Source organism: Pseudomonas sp. Tof1, from assembly GCF_055390395.1.
In genome coordinates this window covers 3,069,125-3,087,018 of record NZ_AP024344.1, presented here as the reverse complement: position 1 = coordinate 3,087,018, position 17,894 = coordinate 3,069,125, and the positions used below count along the sequence as shown (strand labels likewise).

The window sequence follows — 17,894 nt, the reverse complement described above, 5'->3', positions numbered from 1 at the left end:
GATGAATCCTGCAAATAGCGCTCACCCGACACCTTGCGATTCGAGGAGGCGGCGCAGGCGCCACCTCCCGTTTCATCGACTCAGGCCACGATATCCGTGACCGCCGCCTGGCCCACCGTGGTGACCAGGAAGTCCGCCACACCGTGCCCGGAGAAGTCGACCGCCAGGGTGCCGAGGTTGGTACCCGCGGCGTAGGTCAGTACCGCATCGCCGGCATGCCCGGTAAACGCGTTGACGAAGTTCAGGCCCGTACCATGGGTGATCCCGGACAGGTCGATCTTGTCCTGGCCACTGACGAAATCCATGATCCGGTCGGCCGCCTTCGGTGTCGAATCGGAAACCGCGCCGAACACGAAGGTGTCGCTGCCGGCACCGCCCCACAGCTTGTCCGCACCGCCAGCCCCGTAGAGTATGTCGTTGCCGGCACCGCCACGCAGTTCGTTGGCGACGTCGTTGCCGATCAGCAGGTCGTTGCCCGAACCGCCGATGGCGTTCTCCACCGTTACGCCCTGGGCAATCGAGACGTTGCCGACCATGCCGCCCACATCCGAGAAGGAACCTGCATGCAGGTTGATCTTCTGGTTCTGGGTGAAGCCGGAGAAGTCCAGGGTGTCATTGCCGCCGCCATCCCAGACCGAAAACACCAGCTTGTCCGAAGACGAGGTGGCGCTCAGGTAGTCACGACCGGCGTTGGAGTTGAAACCGTAGGTGGTATCCCCGGAACGGGTGCTGTAGTTGGCGCCGTAGAGCTTCTGGATCGCCGCGATATCGTCCATCAGCGGGCCGGACGAATAGGCCTCGACGCCGCCCTTGCTGAAGTTCTGGCTGGTGTTGCTTTCGCTCCAGTAGCTCATGATGCTGTAGCCGCGGGTGTCCTGCCCGTAGGTCGCATCCTTGTAGCTCGGGTTGCCCTCGCCGGCGTTGTAGTCGCCAGGGTGGGACAGGCCCAGGGTATGGCCGATCTCGTGGGTCAGGGTCTGGCGCCCGTAGTTGTTCAGGCCCGGCGTCTTGTTGACGTTGTAGCCGCTGCCGGTCAGGTACCAGGACTGGCCGTCGTAGCCAGGCTCGGTCCCCGGCAGGAAGGCGAATGCCGCCGCACCTTCCTGACCGGCGCTGTAGTTACCGAAGGTCATGTGACCATCTCCGCCCCGCGCCGCCTCGGTGAAGGTCACGTTGGCGACATCGGCCCAGGACTGCATGGCCAATACCGCCTGCGACTTCTGCAAGGCACTGAACTGACTGAACCCGGTAACGCCCAGACCGCTGAAATTCGAGGTCGGGGACGTCAGGAAGGTATAGGTCAGCTCGATCTTGCCGCTGCCGTTCAGATCATGCCAGGCGGCACCGTCACGCAGCAGTTGCGTGGCGGCCTGATCGACGGAGTAGGAGGGTTTGCCATTGACCGTGAGATTGCCACCGCGGTCATACTGATGGCTGAAGCTATCGATCTGGTTGAAGGCGGAACTTGTACCGCTGGCCGCCAGCGCCGACTCTACCGAAACAATAGCTTTCGCTTTGACTTTCGACATAAACACACTTCCTTGTTTACAAGTGAAACAGTTTTTGTCCGATAGCGACAATCCCTTGGCGAGATCATCCTATCACTCGCCCTTTTTGAAGGCAGCGAGAAACTGACACATTTTGAAATCAACCGTCCAGCGCTTTTTTTGATATCAAAACGCCAAAATCCGGAAAGATCCCGTAAACATTGCCTATGTCTGGGAAAATATTTTCTGACAGAAGTTTCCCAACCCCATGAGCAGGACATCGCGAACATTCAAGTGAGAAAAATGCATAAGCGAAGTGCATCGTTAAATGACCAATGGGTCATTTATTAACTTATGGGTCTTATTACTATTTTTCACCCTTTATTATTGTAGGACAATCCAACTATTCAACGCCACCGGTCCAGCCCCCGCATTCCCGCCATGGCATGCCCGCGAGGCCCCGGACAGCTGCACAGATGTTCTAGACTTGCCCTGGCCAGGCAGTGCCTACTGTCATCCTGCACGATTGAGCTATGTTCCAGGTACAGCATGCCCAGCAACGCCGACAACTGGATCGACCTGACTCAGGATCGCGATACCGGTATCGAAACCCTCCGTGCCCACTTCAAGGGGCACGCCTATGACGCCCACTGGCACGACACCTACCTGATCGGTGTCACCGAACAGGGCGTGCAGCAATTCAATTGCCAGCGCACCCGCTTTCACAGCATGCCGGGCCATGTGTTCATGCTCGAACCGGGGGAAATCCACGACGGCGACGCGCCCACCGAAGGCGGCTTCACCTACCGGACGCTGTACCTGGAACCCCACTGGCTGGAGCGTGAGCTGGGCGCATTGTTCCAGGAAGCGCCCGCCAACAGCCAGTTGTCCTTTGCCACACCGCTGGCGACTGGCGACAGTCGCCTGGCCCAGGCCACCAGCGCGGCGTTCCAGGCGATGCACAGCCCGGAGCTGCGGATCGTCCAGCAAAGCGCCCTGGACCAGATGTTCGACGCCCTCACCCGCCACCTGCACTGGCGCTCCCGCTACCGCGAGGACCCACGCCTGCCGCGGGTGGCACAGCGGGCCCGGGAATACCTGCATGCCAACCTGCAGCTGGATGTCAGCCTGGATGACCTGGCCGCGGTGACCGGTGTCGACCGCTTCCGGCTGACCCGGGCCTTCAAGTCGGCCTACGGCCTGCCACCCCATGCCTACCTGGTGCAATTGCGCCTGGCCCGGGCGCGGCAACTGCTGGCCCGTGGCGAACCACCGGCCACGGTGGCGATGACCCTCGGCTTCTCCGACCAGAGCCATCTCGGACGCTGGTTCGTCCGGGCCTACGGCCTGACGCCGGCAGCCTACCGCAAGCGCTGCTCAAACCTTCCAGACGCCTGAGGCGGCAACCGCGAAGATCGTTGCATCGATTCATTCGCGGAGCCGCCCTTCATGCTGTCCACTTTCCCCAACCTGCTTCCTTTCGTGCTGTTCGCCTTCGTCGCCTCGGTCACCCCGGGCCGAACAATATCCTGGTGCTGAGCAACAGCGCCCGTCACGGCGTGGCGGCGGCGTTGCCGATCATCCTCGGTGCGGGTACCGGAGCCGCGTTGATCGTGCTGCTGGTGGGCAGCGGGATCGGCCAGTCACTGAGCGACCTGCCCGCGCTGCAAAGCCTGATGCAATGGCTGGGGCTGGCCTGGCTGAGCCGGTTGGCCTGGCAGATCTTCACGGCCCCGGTGAACGCCGTGGACTCCACCGCCACTCAGGCACGGCGTCTCGGCCTGCTGGGCGCCGCCAGCCTGCAATTGATCAACCCCAAGGTATGGATGATGGCCCTGGCGGTGGTCGGCGTGTTCGCCGGCAACGGTGCCGAACGCCAGGCACATGTCGCCTCCTTGTCCCTGGTGTTCTTTCTGGTATCACTGCCGTGCATGGGACTGTGGGCCGTGCTCGGTGCCGGCTCGGCCCGACTGCTGCGCTCGCCCCTGGCGATGCGGCGTTTCAATCGCGGCATGGCGTTGCTGTTGCTGGCCTCGGCATGGATGAGCGTGCTGGCATGATGGAGTCCGAGTCGCCCCAGTGCAAAAGCCGGTCGCCCTGGTGCGCTTTTGCCAGGCAATGGCTGCGTAACTTAGCAGAACGGTGCAAGAAGACACCGGCCACGACAATAACGACCTGCCGCGAGACTCAGCGCTCATGAAAACCCCGAACCTGAAAAGACTGTTCAACGGTTGTCTGCTCCTCGGCGCCACCGCATTGCTCGGCAACCCGGCCTTCGCGGCCGAAGACGCTTCCTGCAAGAACGTGCGCATGGGCGTGGTCAACTGGACCGACGTGATTGCCACCAGTGCGGTGGCCGATGTGCTGCTCAACGGCCTGGGCTATGAAAGCAAGCAGACCAGCGCCGTACAGCAGATCATCTTCGCCGGCATCCGCGACAAGCGCCTGGACATCTTCCTCGGCTACTGGAAGCCGGCGATGGACAAGAACATCGAGCCCTTCGTCAGCGCCAACCAGGTCAAGGTCATGGCCAGCCCCAGCCTGGCCGACGCCCAGGCGACCCTGGCGGTACCGCAGTACGTGGCGGACGCCGGACTGAAGACCTTCGGTGATATCGCCAGGTTCAGGGACCAGCTCAAGGGTACGATCTACGGTATCGAACCCGGCAGCGGCGCCAATACCACGATCAAGACCATGATCGACACCGACCATTTCGGGCTCAAGGGCTTCAAGCTGGTGGAGTCGGGAGAGGCCGGCATGCTGGCCGCGGTGCAGCGGGCGATCAACCGCAAGGAGTTCGTGGTCTTCGTCGGCTGGACCCCGCACCCGATGAACATCAACATGAAGATCGCCTACCTGACCGGCAGCGAGGACGTCTACGGCCCCAACGAAGGCGCCGCGACCGTCTCCACCGTGACCGCCCCGGACTATGCGCAACGCTGCCCGAACGTGAACCGGCTGCTGGAGAACCTGACCTTCACCGCAGCCCAGGAAAGCCAGCTGATGGTACCGATCATGGAGCGCCAGGCTCCCCAGGATGTCGCTCGGCAGTGGCTGCGTGATCATCCCGAGGACCTCAAGCGCTGGCTGGCGGGGGTCACCAGCATCGACGGCCGGGATGGCGTGGCAACGGTGCAGGCCAGCCTGAAACCGCAATGACCGACTATCCCCTTTCCCCCGGCATGAGCGCCTTCGTCAGCAAGACGCTCGGTTTCACCTGTCCGGACAGCAGCATCCAGGGCCTGCGCCGCAGCTACAGCCGGATGTGTCGGGCCTTCACCCCGCCCCGTCCGGCTGATATCGAAGTCCGGGAGCAGCGTATCGGCCAGGTGCCGATACGCCTGTACCGCCCGACCTCACCTCGCCCGGCCAATGGCTGGCCCTGCGTGGTCTATCTGCATGGGGGTGGCTGGGTGGTGGGTGATCTGGACTCCCACGACTTCATCACTGCCGAACTGGCCTCCAGGCTCCAGGCCGTGGTGGTTGCCGTGGACTACCGGTTGGCACCCGAGCACCCCTACCCGGCCGCATTCGACGATTGCCTGGCCGTCTGGCGCGGCTTGCGTGCCGAGGCCGGCACCTGGCAGGTGGACCGGCGGCGCATGGCGATCGCCGGCGACAGTGCCGGCGGCAACCTGGCCGCCGCCGTGTGCCTGGCGCTACGCGATGCCGCCGAGCCGCAACCGCTGTTGCAGGCGCTGATCTATCCGGGACTGGGTGGCAGCGACGGCCTGCCTTCACGTAGCGAGTGCGCCGACGCGCCGTTGCTCAGCAGCGACGATGTACGCAGCTATCACGCCTGGTACCTGGCGGACAGCGACAGGCCTGAAGCCTATGCGATGCCACTGCGGGCAACGAACTTCCAGGGCCTGGCCGCGGCGTTCATCGCCGTGGCGCAGTACGACCCGCTGCGGGACGACGGTGTCTGCTATTTCGAGCGCCTGAAAAAGGCCGGCGGCAGCGCCAGCCTGCATGTCGGCCTGGGCCTGGTGCACGGCTGCCTGCGGGCACGGGGGCAGGTGCCCGAGGTGGACCTGCTGTATGAAAAGCTGCTGGCACAGTTGCGACGCCATCTGACCCTGTGAGCGAGCGCCCCGCGAAACCTCTACCCTAAGCGGGAGCCGGCCCCACAGACAGGGCCGGCAACGTCAGATCACGAAACGGGCCACCATCGCCTTCAGGTCCACCGCCAGGCGCGACAACTCATGGCTGGCAGCGCTGGTCTGGTTGGCGCCGGCTGCCGACTGGGAGGCCAGGTCACGGATGTTCACCAGGTTGCGGTCGACCTCGCGGGAGACCTGTGCCTGCTCCTCAGAGGCACTGGCGATCACCAGGTTGCGCTCGTTGATCAGGTTGATCGACTGGGTGATCTGCTCCAGCGCAACCCCCGCCGCCCGTGCCCGCTCCAGAGTATCCTGGGTACGCTGGTTGCTCTGCTGCATCGACTGCACGGCTTCACTGGTGCCGTTCTGGATCCCCGCCACCATCTGCTCGATCTCGCGGGTCGACTGCTGGGTCCGATGGGCCAGGGCCCGCACCTCGTCGGCCACCACCGCGAAACCACGCCCGGCTTCGCCGGCCCGGGCCGCCTCGATGGCGGCGTTGAGCGCCAGCAGGTTGGTCTGCTCGGCAATCGCCCTGATCACGTCCAGCACCTGGCCGATGTCCCGGCCCTGGGCGGCCAGGCCCTCGATCAACGCCGAAGTGCTCTGCACGTCATGGGTCATGGTCTGGATCGCTTCCACCGTCTCAACCACCCGATCCCGCCCGTCGCGGGCGGCGTGGTTGGACTGCTGGGACGCCTCGGACGTCGAGACCGCGTTACGTGCCACCTCTTCCACGGCGCTGGTCATTTCGTTGACTGCGGTGGCTGCCTGTTCGATCTCGTTGTTCTGCTGTTGCAGGCCACGGGAGGCCTCTTCCGTCACCGCGCTGAGTTCCTCTGCCGCCGAGGCCAGTTGGGTGGCCGAGCCGGAAATCTGCTCGATGGTCTTGCGCAGGTTGTCCTGCATGCTCGACAGGGCCGTCAGCAGGCGCGCCGGCTCGTCCGTACCGTCGATCCGGATCGGCTTGGTCAGGTCGCCACCGGCAATGATCTCGGCGGTTTCGACGGCGGTCTTCAAGGGGCTGACAATACTGCGGGTCAGCAACCAGGCCAGCAGCACCGTCATCAGGGCGGCAATCACCGAAACGCTGATGATGCCGGTGCTGGCATTGTCATACTGACGGCCCGCCTCGTCCGAGGCGGCCTTGGCCCCGGCCTTGTTGATCTCCACCAGTTGATTGAGCTGCACGCCCATCAGGTCGGTCCCCGCCTTGATCTGGGTATTGATCAGGTTGCGCAACTCATCGAGCTTGTTCTGCCGGGACAGCTCCATCATGCGGGTCTGATCCTGCAGGTAGGTCTCGAGGGTCGCGGAAAACTCCCGGTACTTGGCCAGCTCCTCGCCCTGGGAAGGCAGGTCGGCGTAACTTTTCTGATCCTTGCGAACCTTGTCCACCAGGAACGCGATGCGCGTTTCGGCTTCCTGCAGAGCGGCCGGTTCACGATTGGTCAGGACCCGAAAGGACAGGATGCGCATCCGCAGCACACCCTCGATCACATTGCCCAGGTAGCCCACGCTGGGCAACTGGTTGGTCTGCATGTCGATGGACGCCTGACGGATCACCGTCATGCGGGTTTGCGCAAACACTCCCAGCACAATCACCAGCAATGCAATGAATGCAAAACCGAGAAAGGCCCGAGGGGCGATATTCATATTGCGTAGGGACATGGGAAGCTCTCTCTCAACAATGAGGCGATCAGCATCCATGCCATCTCTCTATCGGGCTCTGTCACCGGATAGTTTCAACGCCATGCAGCAAAACGACATGGACTCATCAGCAATATCGGCAGGACTTTATGTTTTATACAGGGCGAAAAGTAAAAATACTTCCAGAAATTACAACTAGTTGAGAACTCTTATCTATGACGTCAAAAAGATGGCCGTTTAATATTAAAAAATCGATTCAGCTAGTGTAACTTTATAACGCTTTAAATAAAACTGGATCCAATACCCAAGGGAAAACAATGAAAAAGGCGGAAAGCGAATGCACTTCGCCTCCCGCCTTCTACCAATCCTGGAAAACCCCGTGGTTATTCACCCGTCTTGATCCTGCTCCACAGCCGTGTGCGAATCCGATCGATGTTCAACGGCATGGCCTCCAGGGCGAACAGCTTGCCCATCATCTGCGGGCTCGGATACACCTTGGTGTCGGCCTTCAGGGCCGGGTCAACCAGGCTGTCGGCCGCCGCGTTGCCGTTGGCATACTTCACGTAGTTGCTGATACCGGCCATCACTTCAGGCCGCAACAGGTAGTTCATGAAGGCATAACCGGCCTTCTCGTCCGGCGCATCGGCCGGCATGGCAACCATGTCGAACCAGATGGCCGCGCCCTCCCTGGGAATCGAATAACCGATCCTGACCCCATTGTGCGCCTCCTGGGCGCGACTGGCGGCCTGCAGGATATCGCCGGAAAAACCCACCGCCACGCAGATATCGCCATTGGCCAGGTCGGTGGTGTACTTGGATGAATGGAAGTACGCCACAAAGGGCCGCACTTTCATCAACAGCGCCTCGGCCTTCTTGTAGTCCGCCGGGTTCTTGCTGTGGTGCGGCAGGCCCAGGTAGTTGAGTGTCGCCGGCAACAATTCGGGGCCATTGTCGAGAATCGCTACACCACACTTGTGCAACTTCTGCATATTCTCCGGCTTGAATATCAGGTCCCAGGAGTCCACCGGCGCATTGTCCCCCAGTACCGCCTTGACCTTGTCGATGTTGTAGCCGATCCCGGTGCTGCCCCACAGATAGGGGAAACCGTGTTCGTTGTCCGGATCGTTGACCTGCAGGGCCTTGAGCAGCACCGGATTGAGGTTCTTCCAGTTCGGCAACTGGCTCTTGTCGAGCTTCTTCAGCGCGCCGCCCTGGATCTGCCGGGCCATGAAGTGGTTGGAAGGAAACACCACGTCATAACCCGATTTGCCGGTCATCAACTTGCCATCCAGAGTCTCGTTGCTGTCGTAGACGTCGTAGCTGAAACCTATCCCGGTTTCAGCCTGGAAGTTCTTGGTGGTGTCCGGGGCGATATAGTCCGACCAGTTGTAGATCTTGACGGTTTCGGCCGCCTGGACGAAGGACGCCACCAGCATCAGGGGAGCAAGGGACATGCGGATCATGAGTCGATTCCTGGGTATGGTTGTTATTGGCAGGCTCAAGTGATCAGAGGATCAGAAAATCAGCACATAGGTCTTGCGCACGGTCTCCTGGATATCCCAGATGCCGGTGCTGTTGGCCGGCAGCATCAGGGCATCGCCGGCTTCTATTTGCAGGGGCTCGCCCTCATCTGGCGTGAAGGTGCAACGGCCCTGGATGAAGTGACAGAACTCCCGGGCGGTAATCTGCCGCCGCCAGCGCCCCGGGGTGCATTCCCAGATGCCGGTCTCGACGCCGTCGCTGCGCTCGACGCAGGTGACCGAAGTCACCGACACCGGCTCGCCCAGGGGGACCGCGACCGGAGTCGAGGTCTCCAGGGCGACCGTGGCGGTGTTCTTGAATTGCGTAATGCTCATGGATTGCACTCCAGCGGATGAATGATCCGGCGCCCCAGCGCCGGCTACTGCATGAAACTTTCCATGAAGCCGGCCAGGCGGCTGGCCAGCTTGCGGCGCCAGGGGGCGGCATTGGGGTTGGCCAGCACCTGATCCTCGTGGACGAAACTGCGCACGATCGCGTTGTAGCCCAGCCAGCGGCAGGGCTCGGGCTCCCAGGCCCGGAGCGCGGCCAGCCCGCCTTCATGAATCACCCAGGGCTGCCGGACACGCGCGCTATCCTCGCGCAGGATCAGGTCGGCCAGGGTGCGCCCGCCCAGGTGACTGGCCCCCACGCCCTCCCCGCCATAGCCGCCGGACAGCGCGATACCGTTGGCACGATCGCAGAGCATGTGCGGCCGGAAACGTCGCGACATGCCCAGGTTGCCGCCCCAGGAATGGCTGATACGGACCTTTTTCAACTGCGGGAACAGCTCACCGAACAGGTAGCGACGCAGCTCGATTTCCTGCCCGCTGAGGTTGAAGTCATGCCGCAGCCGGCCGGCGAAGCGATAACCGCCGCGGGCACCGAAGACCAGTCGATTGTCGGCCGAGCGCTGGCCGTAGGTGACCTGGCGGCTGCCTTCGCTGAAGGCCTGGCCGCGGTCGAGGCCGATTTCCTCCCAGGTGGCCGCCGGCAGCGGTTCGGTGGCCACCAGCAGGCTCTGCACCGGTAACTGGTAGCGGCCCAGCGGTGGCAGGGTCACCGAATAGCCCTCGACGGCCGGCACCACCCAGTGGCTGCGGACCTGGGCCTTGGCGGTGCGCAGCCCCCCGGGGCGCCAGTCGGTCACCGGCGTGTTTTCGTAGATCGGCACCCCCAGCCGCTCCACCGCACGGGCCAGCCCGCGGGCCAGCCGGGCCGGCTGGATCGTCGCCATGTGCGGCGAGAAGATCGCCCCGTACGGCCGGGCGATGCGAATCTGCCGGGCCAGCTCGCTGGGGCTCAGCCAGGTGTAGTCGGCTTCGTCCAGGCCCTGGCGGTGCAGGCCCTGCAGGTAGGCCCGCAAGCTGTGTTCCTGCTCGGGATAACGCGCGGCACAGTAGAGCACCCCGCCCTTGCGATAATCGCAGTCGATGGACTCCTGATCGATGACCGCTCTCACCTCGTCGGGAATGCCGTGCAGCAGCTCGAAGGCGTCGCGCCGTTGCTGCGGCGACAATCCGGCCAGCAGGCGATCCTCGCCCAGCAGGTTGCCCATCAGCCAACCGCCATTGCGCCCCGAGGCCCCGAAGCCGGCGGTCTGCGCCTCGATCACCACCACCTTCAGCTGCGGAGCCTGGCGCTTGAGGTAGTAGGCGGTCCACAGCCCCGTGTAACCGGCACCGATGATCGCCACATCGACGTCCAGGTCCTGCTCCAGGCTGGGCCGTGGCGTCAACGGCTCATCGAGCTGATCCATCCATAAACTGATATTTCGCCAGACCGGCATGCAGCACTCCGCAACCTGTAACAGATGGCTGCGATGCTAGTCCGGCTGCTCAAGGCGTGTCTTGCGCGCGTGCACGCAAGGAAATTTGCCGGATATAGGCCTTGGGCGACAGGCCGGTGTGCTGGCGGAAACAGCTGTAGAAGGCCGACAGCGAGTTGAAACCGGCGGCGAACGCCAGGTCGTCGATCCGCGCCGACGGCCCGGCCTGCTCCAGCGCCGCGAGCAGATGCCGCAGGCGGGCCTGGTTCACATAACGGTAGAAGCTCTGGCCGAGCACCTGGTTGAGCAGGTAGGAAATCTGGTTGCGGCTGTAGCCACTCTCCCTGGCCACCCGTTGCAGGTCGAGGCCGGGTCGAGATAGGGTTGCTGGCGCTCGAAATACTGCTGCAGGTCGTCCGCCATGAAGCTCAGTTGCCGGGGCGAAAGGCCCAGGCGGCTGGTCGCCGGACGCAATGGGCTCGCCTCGGGGCTGGCGGCCTGCTCATGCACCAGCGAGGCGTATTCATTGACCCGCCAGATCAGCCCGTCACGGACGGTGATCGCCTCGCTGGAACGAAACGACACCAGCCCCGCGCCACCGCGCAGGGTGAGCTTGTACTGGATGAACGCCGTGTTGCCGTCGAGACGGATCCGGTCGCTGTGTTCCAGCGCCTCACCGCAATCGCGGGGCATGCTGGCCTGCACGTAGTCACGCAACTCGCCCAGGCCCATCACGCGGTTCTGGAAGAAATCGTGGTACTGGACATCCGGGTGATACAGGGCCATGACGCCGTCCAGGTCGCGATGTTTCCAGCGCAGGTGGTAGCGCAGGACGATTTCGCCGGTGGCCCGGGTCTGCAGTGGACCGTCATCGTCGTCGAACATGGAGTGCTCGCAAGTGAAGGTTTCATGACATCGATCAAGTTACAGGAAAACAATCGCCCCACAGGCCGAAAAAACTCCCTGCGGGTGATGGACGGGTGCTATTTTTAGCACTCGGCTTTTTAACACAAGGCCAGGTCGGACCATGAGGTCCTGCCGTTCCTACCCGCGAGCACAAGGAAGCGCTCAATGACACAGGTGGGCAACATGAGCAAATTCTTCAGCAAGGTCACGTTTCCCAATGCCTGCCAACTGATGCGCTGGCATTTTCATCCGATGGGTTTCGAAGCCAGCATGGACGCGCCGGGCAGCATGGTCGCCCGACTGTTCGACCGGGCCAGCGGCGAGACCCTGATCGCCATCGCCGGCATCCCCTGTGCGACGGTGATGAATGCGGCCGATGTGGAACGCATCATCGAGGCGATCGAGGCCGAGCTGGAGTCCTTTGTCCCCCCCAGAACCTGCAGGTCCTGGCCTGATCAGTCACACGCTGTCGCCAGCAGGCCGGCTCCCACGGGGTACACCCGTGCCGGGTGCCTACCTTGTCAGTGACGCCACCGTTCACCTGGCGCGCCAATCGGCAAAAAACGCCTTGCCCGCCGCGATCCGATCGGACGCCTTCGGCGCATTCGCCGCCTGGGCATCCGGAGCGTCCAGAAACCAGTAGCAGTGCTTCACCGCCCGGGTGATGCCCACGTAGGCCAGGCGCAGGATCTCGTCCTTCTGCGCGCTGTCATACGGCTCGGCATCGCCGTCCCGGCCCAGCCCGGCCATCCGGTAGACCTGGTTCTTGTACGGCGAACGCGTCAGGTGCAGGCAATCACCCAGGAGAAACACCGCATCCGCCTGCAGGCCCTTGGCGCTGTGGTAGGTCAGTTGCTTGAGCCGCCGCTGCTCGAACGGCAAGCTAGAATCAGCATTAACTACAGCCTGAATATGCTCTTCAATCAATAACTTATCGCTACTTTTTCGAAACAGCATCAAGATACTGTCGCCGTTCCGATAGTGCTCTGCCAGGCGCCTGCCCAACTCCGCATCATCGCGCTCGAACACCTGCACCGGCCCCCCTTCCCTGGGCTCGCCGGCAGCCTTGGCCTTCTTCCCGGCGATGGCCGGCGCCGCGCGCACGATATGCTCGGCGGCATCGATGATGTGCTGGTGGCTGCGGAAGTTGTCGCTGAGCATCACCCGCGTGGTCGACGGCGACGGGAACTCCTTGCCGAACTCCATGAAGTACTTGGGCGAGCTGCCCCGCCAGCCGTAGATCGACTGCCAGTCATCGCCCACGCACAGCAATGAGGAGTGCTGGGCGCTGCGCCCGACATGCAGTGCCGGACCGCGCCGGCGAATCTCCCGCAGGCTGGCGCGCAGCCAGGAAACGATCTGCGGCGAGACATCCTGGAACTCGTCGATCATCAGGTGCGACAGCGGTCGCAGCAGCTCGTCGCTGAGCAGCGCCTGGTTTTCCGGGCTGTTTTCACCAAACAGCGAGAACATCCGGTTGTAGGTCATGATCGGCGGCGACTGCGCCAGCAGGTGCGCTTCCAGGGCCTTCCAGAACAGGCTCAGGGCTTCGAAGAAGAACCGGTCCGGATCATCCCTGGCAAAGCTCATCCGGCCGACCGCCACGCTGACGTCCAGGCCAAGGTTCTCGATGAACCCGGCCGCCATGACAAAACAGTCGAGCAACGGCGCCGAGGCCAGCTCACCCTTGACCTTGTAGTCGAATCCCGGGCCGGCACTGGCATTATCGCCCAGGGACGCCAGTACGCGCTTGGCCGACTCATAACTATCCAGCCATATCAATGGCTTACGACAGAAAGCTTGAAACAGGGTGCGCTTTACCGCCCACTCCGCACGCACCGTCAGGCGCGACCCCGGGCGGGTGATCTGCGGACTTTCGCGCGGGTCGAAGCCCAGCACCACCCAGGCATCCAACTGCTCGATGTAGCCGTGGCAATGGAACGGCGAGCCGTTGATCTCCAGGGTCTCGCGGTTCGGTTCGATGCCCTTGATCGGCCAGGCACCGGCGCGGAACCACAGGTCCTCGATGGTATCGCACAGTTCCTCATCGCGCCGGGAAGCCAGCTCGGTCACCGCCATGCGCTTCTGCACGTCAGGATGGTCCTGCTCCAGTTCCTTGAGCTGCAGGGCATGCTTGTACAGCGGCGCCAGAATCTCGCGAAAACGCGGATTGTCCCGCTGCAGGCGGTGGTAGCAGGCGTTGAGGTGTTGGCGCTGGGCGTCGTTGATCCGCAGGTCGAACGGGTTGCTGTCGCTTGCTTCGTCGTCGCCGGCCGTGCGTGTCCCCAGGTTCTCGAACGCCTGCAACTGGCCGAAACCCGGCAGGCCGCGAACCATCGGCAGGATTCGCGAGTGGAAAGTGCGCACCACCTCCCTGGCCTCGCGCAGGCCGAGCGGGCGCCCCCACAGGGCGAAGACCTCGATCAGCTTGGCAATGAAATCCTTGCGCGACTCGCGAGTGAAGGTCACCACGGTCAGCGAGTCGAGCTCGAAGCCCAGGTAATGGGTCAGCAACAGGATGCGCAGCACCAGCGAAGTCGACTTGCCCGCGCCAGCCCCGGCGATCACCGCAGTCGACGGGGTATCGCTGAAGATCATCTTCCACTGCGCCGCGCTGGGTTGCCCATGGGCAGGCAACCGTCGGGCGACGTCGGCCTTGATGCGTTTCTTCAACTCGCCGCTCAGCGGCAGGCGCCAGTCGTCGAACAGGTTGTCATCGACCCCGGGCGCCCGGTGCTCCGCAGGACGGGTATCACGGATCAGCAGAACCTGGCGGCCTTGCTCCAGGCCCTCGGCGTGCCCTTCCCGATAGCCGTACTCGACACCGGCGCTGTGGCCGCTGCGAAAGCCGTCCGCCTGGCCCTGCAACCAGGACGCCACGTGCTGCGCCCGCAGGCGGCTCAGGCCACCGCCCAACAGACGGGCCAGCAGGCGCCTGAACAGCGGCAACTGGGCCAGGGAGGAAAGTTCGGCAGGCGGTTCGGGGCTGTATTGCGACACGCTGACTCCAGGTCTGGGACTGTCCGGGCGAAAGGCCTATGGTCGCCCGATTGGACCAGCAGTTCTAGTCAATTGCTTTTCAATCAGCCATTTAGATGACGAAGTGAAAGAACAGACATCACTCTGCCACTGACCAATAATCGATTAAATCGATCATTATGAAGAACAATTTACGCTTTTTATCGATATTGCTTTGACCGATGATGAGTCCATCAACCACCGGTCATCGCGACACCAGCCCGCGACGAACCTGAACAGGAGCAGAATCATGCTGCAACTTCGACCTTTCAACAGCCTGGGCGGGGCCCATCATGGCTGGCTGAACGCACACCACCACTTCTCGTTCGCCGAGTACTACGATCCGCAACGCATGCACTGGGGCAACCTGCGGGTCTGGAACGACGACGTGATCGCCCCCGGCACCGGCTTCCCGACCCATCCGCACCGGGACATGGAAATCATCACCTATGTGCGTGAGGGCGCGATCAGCCACGAGGACAACCTCGGCAACAAGGGCCGTACCGAGGCCGGCGATGTGCAGGTCATGAGTGCCGGCACCGGCATCGCCCACAGCGAGTACAACCTGGAGTCGACACCGACCAAGATCTTCCAGATCTGGATCATCCCGCAACAGGCCGGTGCGGCGCCTTCCTGGGGCACCCGGCCGTTTCCCAAGGGCGAGCGTGGCGAAGGCTTCGTGACCCTGGCCAGCGGCCGGGAGGGTGATGAGCAGAGCTTGCGGATCCGCGCCGATGCACGGCTGGTGGCGGCCAACCTCAAGGCTGGCGAAAGCGCCGAGTACCCTCTGGGCATCGCTCGCCGCGCGTACCTGGTGCCAGCCACCGGGGTGATCGAGGTCAACGGCCTGCGCGCCGAGGCCCGCGATGGCGTGGCCGTGGCCGAGGAAGAGGTGCTGCGGGTCACCGCGGTGCAGGACAGCGAGATCATCCTGGTGGATGTGGCTTGAGGCGGCGGTGACTGTACCGACGCTTTCGCGGCTGAATCCGACGCCCACAGGTTCTGTGCAGTACACAAAATATGTGTGCGCCCCGATCCACTGTGGGGGCCGGATTCAGCCGCGAACGGGCACAGGCATCAGGCCGGGGAAATCGCCCCGTCCACCAGCACCTGCGCCTCTTCCACCAGGCGCTTGAGGTGATCGTCGCCGATAAAGCTCTCGGCGTAGATCTTGTAGATATCCTCGGTGCCCGATGGCCGCGCGGCGAACCAGCCGTTCTCGGTCATGACCTTCAGACCGCCAATCGCCTGCCCGTTGCCCGGCGCATGACTGAGAATCTGCCGAATCGGCTCCCCGGCCAACTGGGTCGAACTCACCTGCTGCGGCGACAGCTTGCCCAGCAGCGCTTTCTGCGCCGGCGTGGCAGCGGCATCGACCCGCACGGAGAACGGTTCGCCCAGTTCGTCGGTCAGGCCACGGAAGATCTGGCTCGGATCACGACCGCTGCGCGAGGTCATCTCCGCCGCCAGCAGCCCCGGAATCAGGCCGTCCTTGTCGGTGGACCAGACACTGCCGTCCTTGCGCAGGAACGACGCACCGGCACTCTCCTCGCCACCAAAGCCTAGGGAGCCGTCGAACAGCCCGTCGGCGAACCACTTGAAGCCCACCGGCACTTCGTACAGGCGACGGCCCAGGCGCGCCGCCACGCGGTCGATCAGGCCGCTGCTGACCACGGTCTTGCCCACGGCCGCCTCGGCGCGCCATTGCGGACGGTTCTGGAACAGGTAGTCGATGGACACCGCCAGGTAGTTGTTCGGCGCCAGCAGGCCGCCAGAGGGGGTGACGATGCCATGGCGGTCATGGTCGGGATCGCAGGCGAAGGCGACGTCGAAACGCTCCTTCAGGCCGATCAGGCCCTGCATGGCATGGCTGGAGGATGGGTCCATGCGGATCTTGCCGTCCCAGTCGACGCTCATGAAACGGAAGGTCGGATCGACCTGGGTGTTCACCACCTCCAGGTTCAACTGGTAGTGATCGGCGATCGCCGACCAGTATCGCACGCCGGCGCCGCCCAGCGGGTCGACGCCCAGGCGCAGATTGGCACTGCGGATGGCGTCCATGTCGATGACATTGGCCAGGTCCGCCACATAGCTGTTGAGGTAGTCATGGCGGTGGGTGGTGGCGGCCTTGAGCGCGCGCGCGTAGCTGATGCGCTTGACCCCGGCCACCTGGTCGGCCAGCAGCTCGTTGGCCTTGGCCTCGATCCACTTGGTGATATGGGTATCGGCCGGGCCGCCATTGGGCGGGTTGTACTTGAAGCCGCCGCTTTCCGGCGGGTTGTGGGACGGGGTGATCACCACGCCGTCCGCCAGGCCACGGGTGCGACCGCGGTTGTAGCAGATGATCGCGTGGGACACCGCCGGCGTCGGGGTGTACTCGTCGCCCTGGGCGATCATGGTTTCCACGCCATTGGCGGCGAACACTTCCAGGGCACTGGCTCCCGCCGGGGTGGACAGTGCATGGGTGTCGATACCGACGAACAGCGGACCGTCGATCCCCTGGGCCTGGCGATACAGGCAGATGGCCTGGCTGATGGCCAGGACGTGCCATTCATTGAAACTCAGCTCGAACGAGCTGCCCCGATGTCCTGAGGTACCGAAGGCGACACGCTGGGTGGAGATCGTCGCATCGGGTTGGCCGGTGTAGTAGGCCGATACCAGTCGCGGGATATCTACCAGCAACTGTGCCGGTGCCGGTTTGCCCGCAAAAGGACTGAGTGTCATGCAAAACCTCTGGAAGTGAAGGGTACGGGGAAAGCGCGCAGTTTACTGGCAGTTCGACACCGCCGGTAAGCTATCTATCCCGTGGCGGGAAAGATTTTTATGAGAGGCACCCCCTTCGGGCAAAGGGGGCGCGGGAGGGAGAGTCGTGCAGCGCGAATCCGGCGTCAGGACGCCCTCGCCCGCTCCTGCTGATGGCCGCCACCCTGGCTGTATTGCAGGTCATGGCGCAGCTTGGCGATCAGCTCCGAAATGGCGCGGCTGCTATCGAGCTTCGAGGCGCAGATGCCGGTGACCATCAGGTCCACCCGCTCGGATTTCCTGTCGAACACCTTGACGGTGAGGGATTCATCCGCCCCGACACTGCACTGGCAGCGCGTCGGCAGAAAGCTGCTTTCAATGATATTGCGTAATTCAAGCGACGATAGCGATAGCATGGCGACTCTCTCCGTTATATGAGACTGCCAGTTTCGAAGCCGGGACGGTCATCGACCGCCTGCGGAGGGTTCACACATCACAAGCCCTGCAAGCGCCACCGCCCTGTCCTATCCTGAAAGGCGGGTGCACCAACACAGACTAGGCCGTTTCCCCGCCATGCGTGAGCGCTGTTCGTCCGACAGGCGCACCACTGGTCGAGTTAATAGCGAAATGCCGCTATTCGGCCGGCAAGAAAAAACCTTTGCCGAGGCGGCATTTGCCCTTATCTTCGCCAGTTGTTTGCGG

Annotated in this window: 12 protein-coding genes and 4 pseudogenes; 6 read left to right on the top strand and 10 right to left on the bottom strand. The window is 63.2% G+C overall.

Going from position 1 to position 17,894, the window contains the following annotated elements:
• Positions 1-80: 80 nt before the first annotated feature.
• Positions 81-1,529: a serralysin family metalloprotease gene (locus ACZ5KU_RS14195; protein WP_054059348.1), complete on the bottom strand. Its 1,449-nt coding sequence runs from the start codon at positions 1,527-1,529 to the stop codon at positions 81-83.
• A 507-nt stretch (positions 1,530-2,036) separates the two neighbouring features.
• Between ACZ5KU_RS14195 and ACZ5KU_RS14190 the strand changes: the two genes are divergently transcribed.
• From ACZ5KU_RS14190 to ACZ5KU_RS14175, 4 genes and pseudogenes are all read left to right on the top strand, one after another.
• The gene (locus tag ACZ5KU_RS14190; protein ID WP_464737334.1) at positions 2,037-2,885 is read left to right on the top strand and encodes a helix-turn-helix domain-containing protein; all 849 of its coding nucleotides are present in this window, start codon (positions 2,037-2,039) and stop codon (positions 2,883-2,885) included.
• A gap of 51 nt (positions 2,886-2,936) precedes the next feature.
• Positions 2,937-3,547, top strand: a pseudogene (locus ACZ5KU_RS14185) (LysE family translocator).
• A gap of 151 nt (positions 3,548-3,698) precedes the next feature.
• On the top strand, positions 3,699-4,646 hold the full coding sequence (locus ACZ5KU_RS14180; protein WP_416773489.1) for a choline ABC transporter substrate-binding protein: 948 nt from the start codon (positions 3,699-3,701) through the stop codon (positions 4,644-4,646).
• Complete coding sequence (locus ACZ5KU_RS14175) at positions 4,643-5,572, top strand: alpha/beta hydrolase (protein WP_416773293.1); 930 nt, start codon at positions 4,643-4,645, stop codon at positions 5,570-5,572. Before ACZ5KU_RS14180 ends, ACZ5KU_RS14175 begins: the two co-directional genes overlap by 4 nt.
• Before the next feature lie 63 nt (positions 5,573-5,635).
• Here ACZ5KU_RS14175 and ACZ5KU_RS14170 read toward each other — a convergent pair whose 3' ends face one another.
• The 6 genes and pseudogenes from ACZ5KU_RS14170 to ACZ5KU_RS14145 form a co-directional block, all read right to left on the bottom strand.
• Positions 5,636-6,499 (bottom strand): methyl-accepting chemotaxis protein, encoded by an 864-nt coding sequence (locus tag ACZ5KU_RS14170; protein WP_416773487.1) that lies wholly within the window; start codon positions 6,497-6,499, stop codon positions 5,636-5,638.
• A pseudogene (locus tag ACZ5KU_RS14165) lies at positions 6,494-7,246 on the bottom strand (MCP four helix bundle domain-containing protein); the annotation flags it as partial. The gene ACZ5KU_RS14170 and the pseudogene ACZ5KU_RS14165, both read right to left, overlap by 6 nt.
• 377 nt (positions 7,247-7,623) lie before the next feature.
• A complete protein-coding gene (locus ACZ5KU_RS14160) occupies positions 7,624-8,703 on the bottom strand; it encodes a polyamine ABC transporter substrate-binding protein (protein WP_054061404.1) in 1,080 nt (359 codons plus the stop codon).
• A gap of 51 nt (positions 8,704-8,754) precedes the next feature.
• Entirely contained in the window at positions 8,755-9,096 is a 342-nt protein-coding gene (locus tag ACZ5KU_RS14155; protein ID WP_054061403.1) for a cupin domain-containing protein, read from the bottom strand.
• Between the two features lie 44 nt (positions 9,097-9,140).
• Positions 9,141-10,547, bottom strand: a complete 1,407-nt coding sequence (locus ACZ5KU_RS14150; RefSeq protein ID WP_464737333.1) for an NAD(P)/FAD-dependent oxidoreductase — start codon at positions 10,545-10,547, stop codon at positions 9,141-9,143.
• 49 nt (positions 10,548-10,596) lie between these two features.
• Positions 10,597-11,411, bottom strand: a pseudogene (locus tag ACZ5KU_RS14145) (AraC family transcriptional regulator).
• Between the two features lie 186 nt (positions 11,412-11,597).
• Between ACZ5KU_RS14145 and ACZ5KU_RS14140 the strand changes: the two are divergent.
• A pseudogene (locus ACZ5KU_RS14140) lies at positions 11,598-11,879 on the top strand (DUF1652 domain-containing protein); the annotation flags it as partial.
• 90 nt (positions 11,880-11,969) lie between these two features.
• On the opposite strand, the gene ACZ5KU_RS14135 reads toward ACZ5KU_RS14140, so the two are convergent.
• Entirely contained in the window at positions 11,970-14,432 is a 2,463-nt protein-coding gene (locus ACZ5KU_RS14135) for a UvrD-helicase domain-containing protein (protein ID WP_464737332.1), read from the bottom strand.
• A 268-nt stretch (positions 14,433-14,700) separates the two neighbouring features.
• On the opposite strand from ACZ5KU_RS14135, the gene ACZ5KU_RS14130 reads away from it, so the two are divergent.
• Entirely contained in the window at positions 14,701-15,399 is a 699-nt protein-coding gene (locus ACZ5KU_RS14130; protein WP_464737331.1) for a pirin family protein, read from the top strand.
• Between the two features lie 128 nt (positions 15,400-15,527).
• On the opposite strand, the gene pgm is transcribed toward ACZ5KU_RS14130, so the two are convergent.
• Positions 15,528-17,174, bottom strand: coding sequence for a phosphoglucomutase (alpha-D-glucose-1,6-bisphosphate-dependent) (gene pgm / locus ACZ5KU_RS14125; RefSeq protein WP_054059435.1), 1,647 nt, complete (start codon positions 17,172-17,174; stop codon positions 15,528-15,530).
• Between the two features lie 164 nt (positions 17,175-17,338).
• Positions 17,339-17,608, bottom strand: coding sequence for a DUF1652 domain-containing protein (locus ACZ5KU_RS14120; protein ID WP_054059434.1), 270 nt, complete (start codon positions 17,606-17,608; stop codon positions 17,339-17,341).
• Positions 17,609-17,894: the final 286 nt, after the last annotated feature.

What these genes read in the sequence shown, in the direction of transcription:
- ACZ5KU_RS14130 (WP_464737331.1), top strand. Translation starts at nt 14,701, where the DNA reads ATGCTGCAACTTCGACCTTTCAACAGCCTGGGCGGGGCCCATCATGGC.
- ACZ5KU_RS14160 (WP_054061404.1), bottom strand. Translation starts at nt 8,703, where the DNA reads ATGATCCGCATGTCCCTTGCTCCCCTGATGCTGGTGGCGTCCTTCGTC.
- ACZ5KU_RS14195 (WP_054059348.1), bottom strand. Translation starts at nt 1,529, where the DNA reads ATGTCGAAAGTCAAAGCGAAAGCTATTGTTTCGGTAGAGTCGGCGCTG.
- ACZ5KU_RS14170 (WP_416773487.1), bottom strand. Translation starts at nt 6,499, where the DNA reads ATGCAGGACAACCTGCGCAAGACCATCGAGCAGATTTCCGGCTCGGCC.
- ACZ5KU_RS14150 (WP_464737333.1), bottom strand. Translation starts at nt 10,547, where the DNA reads ATGCCGGTCTGGCGAAATATCAGTTTATGGATGGATCAGCTCGATGAG.
- ACZ5KU_RS14155 (WP_054061403.1), bottom strand. Translation starts at nt 9,096, where the DNA reads ATGAGCATTACGCAATTCAAGAACACCGCCACGGTCGCCCTGGAGACC.
- ACZ5KU_RS14190 (WP_464737334.1), top strand. Translation starts at nt 2,037, where the DNA reads ATGCCCAGCAACGCCGACAACTGGATCGACCTGACTCAGGATCGCGAT.
- ACZ5KU_RS14175 (WP_416773293.1), top strand. Translation starts at nt 4,643, where the DNA reads ATGACCGACTATCCCCTTTCCCCCGGCATGAGCGCCTTCGTCAGCAAG.
- pgm (WP_054059435.1), bottom strand. Translation starts at nt 17,174, where the DNA reads ATGACACTCAGTCCTTTTGCGGGCAAACCGGCACCGGCACAGTTGCTG.
- ACZ5KU_RS14120 (WP_054059434.1), bottom strand. Translation starts at nt 17,608, where the DNA reads ATGCTATCGCTATCGTCGCTTGAATTACGCAATATCATTGAAAGCAGC.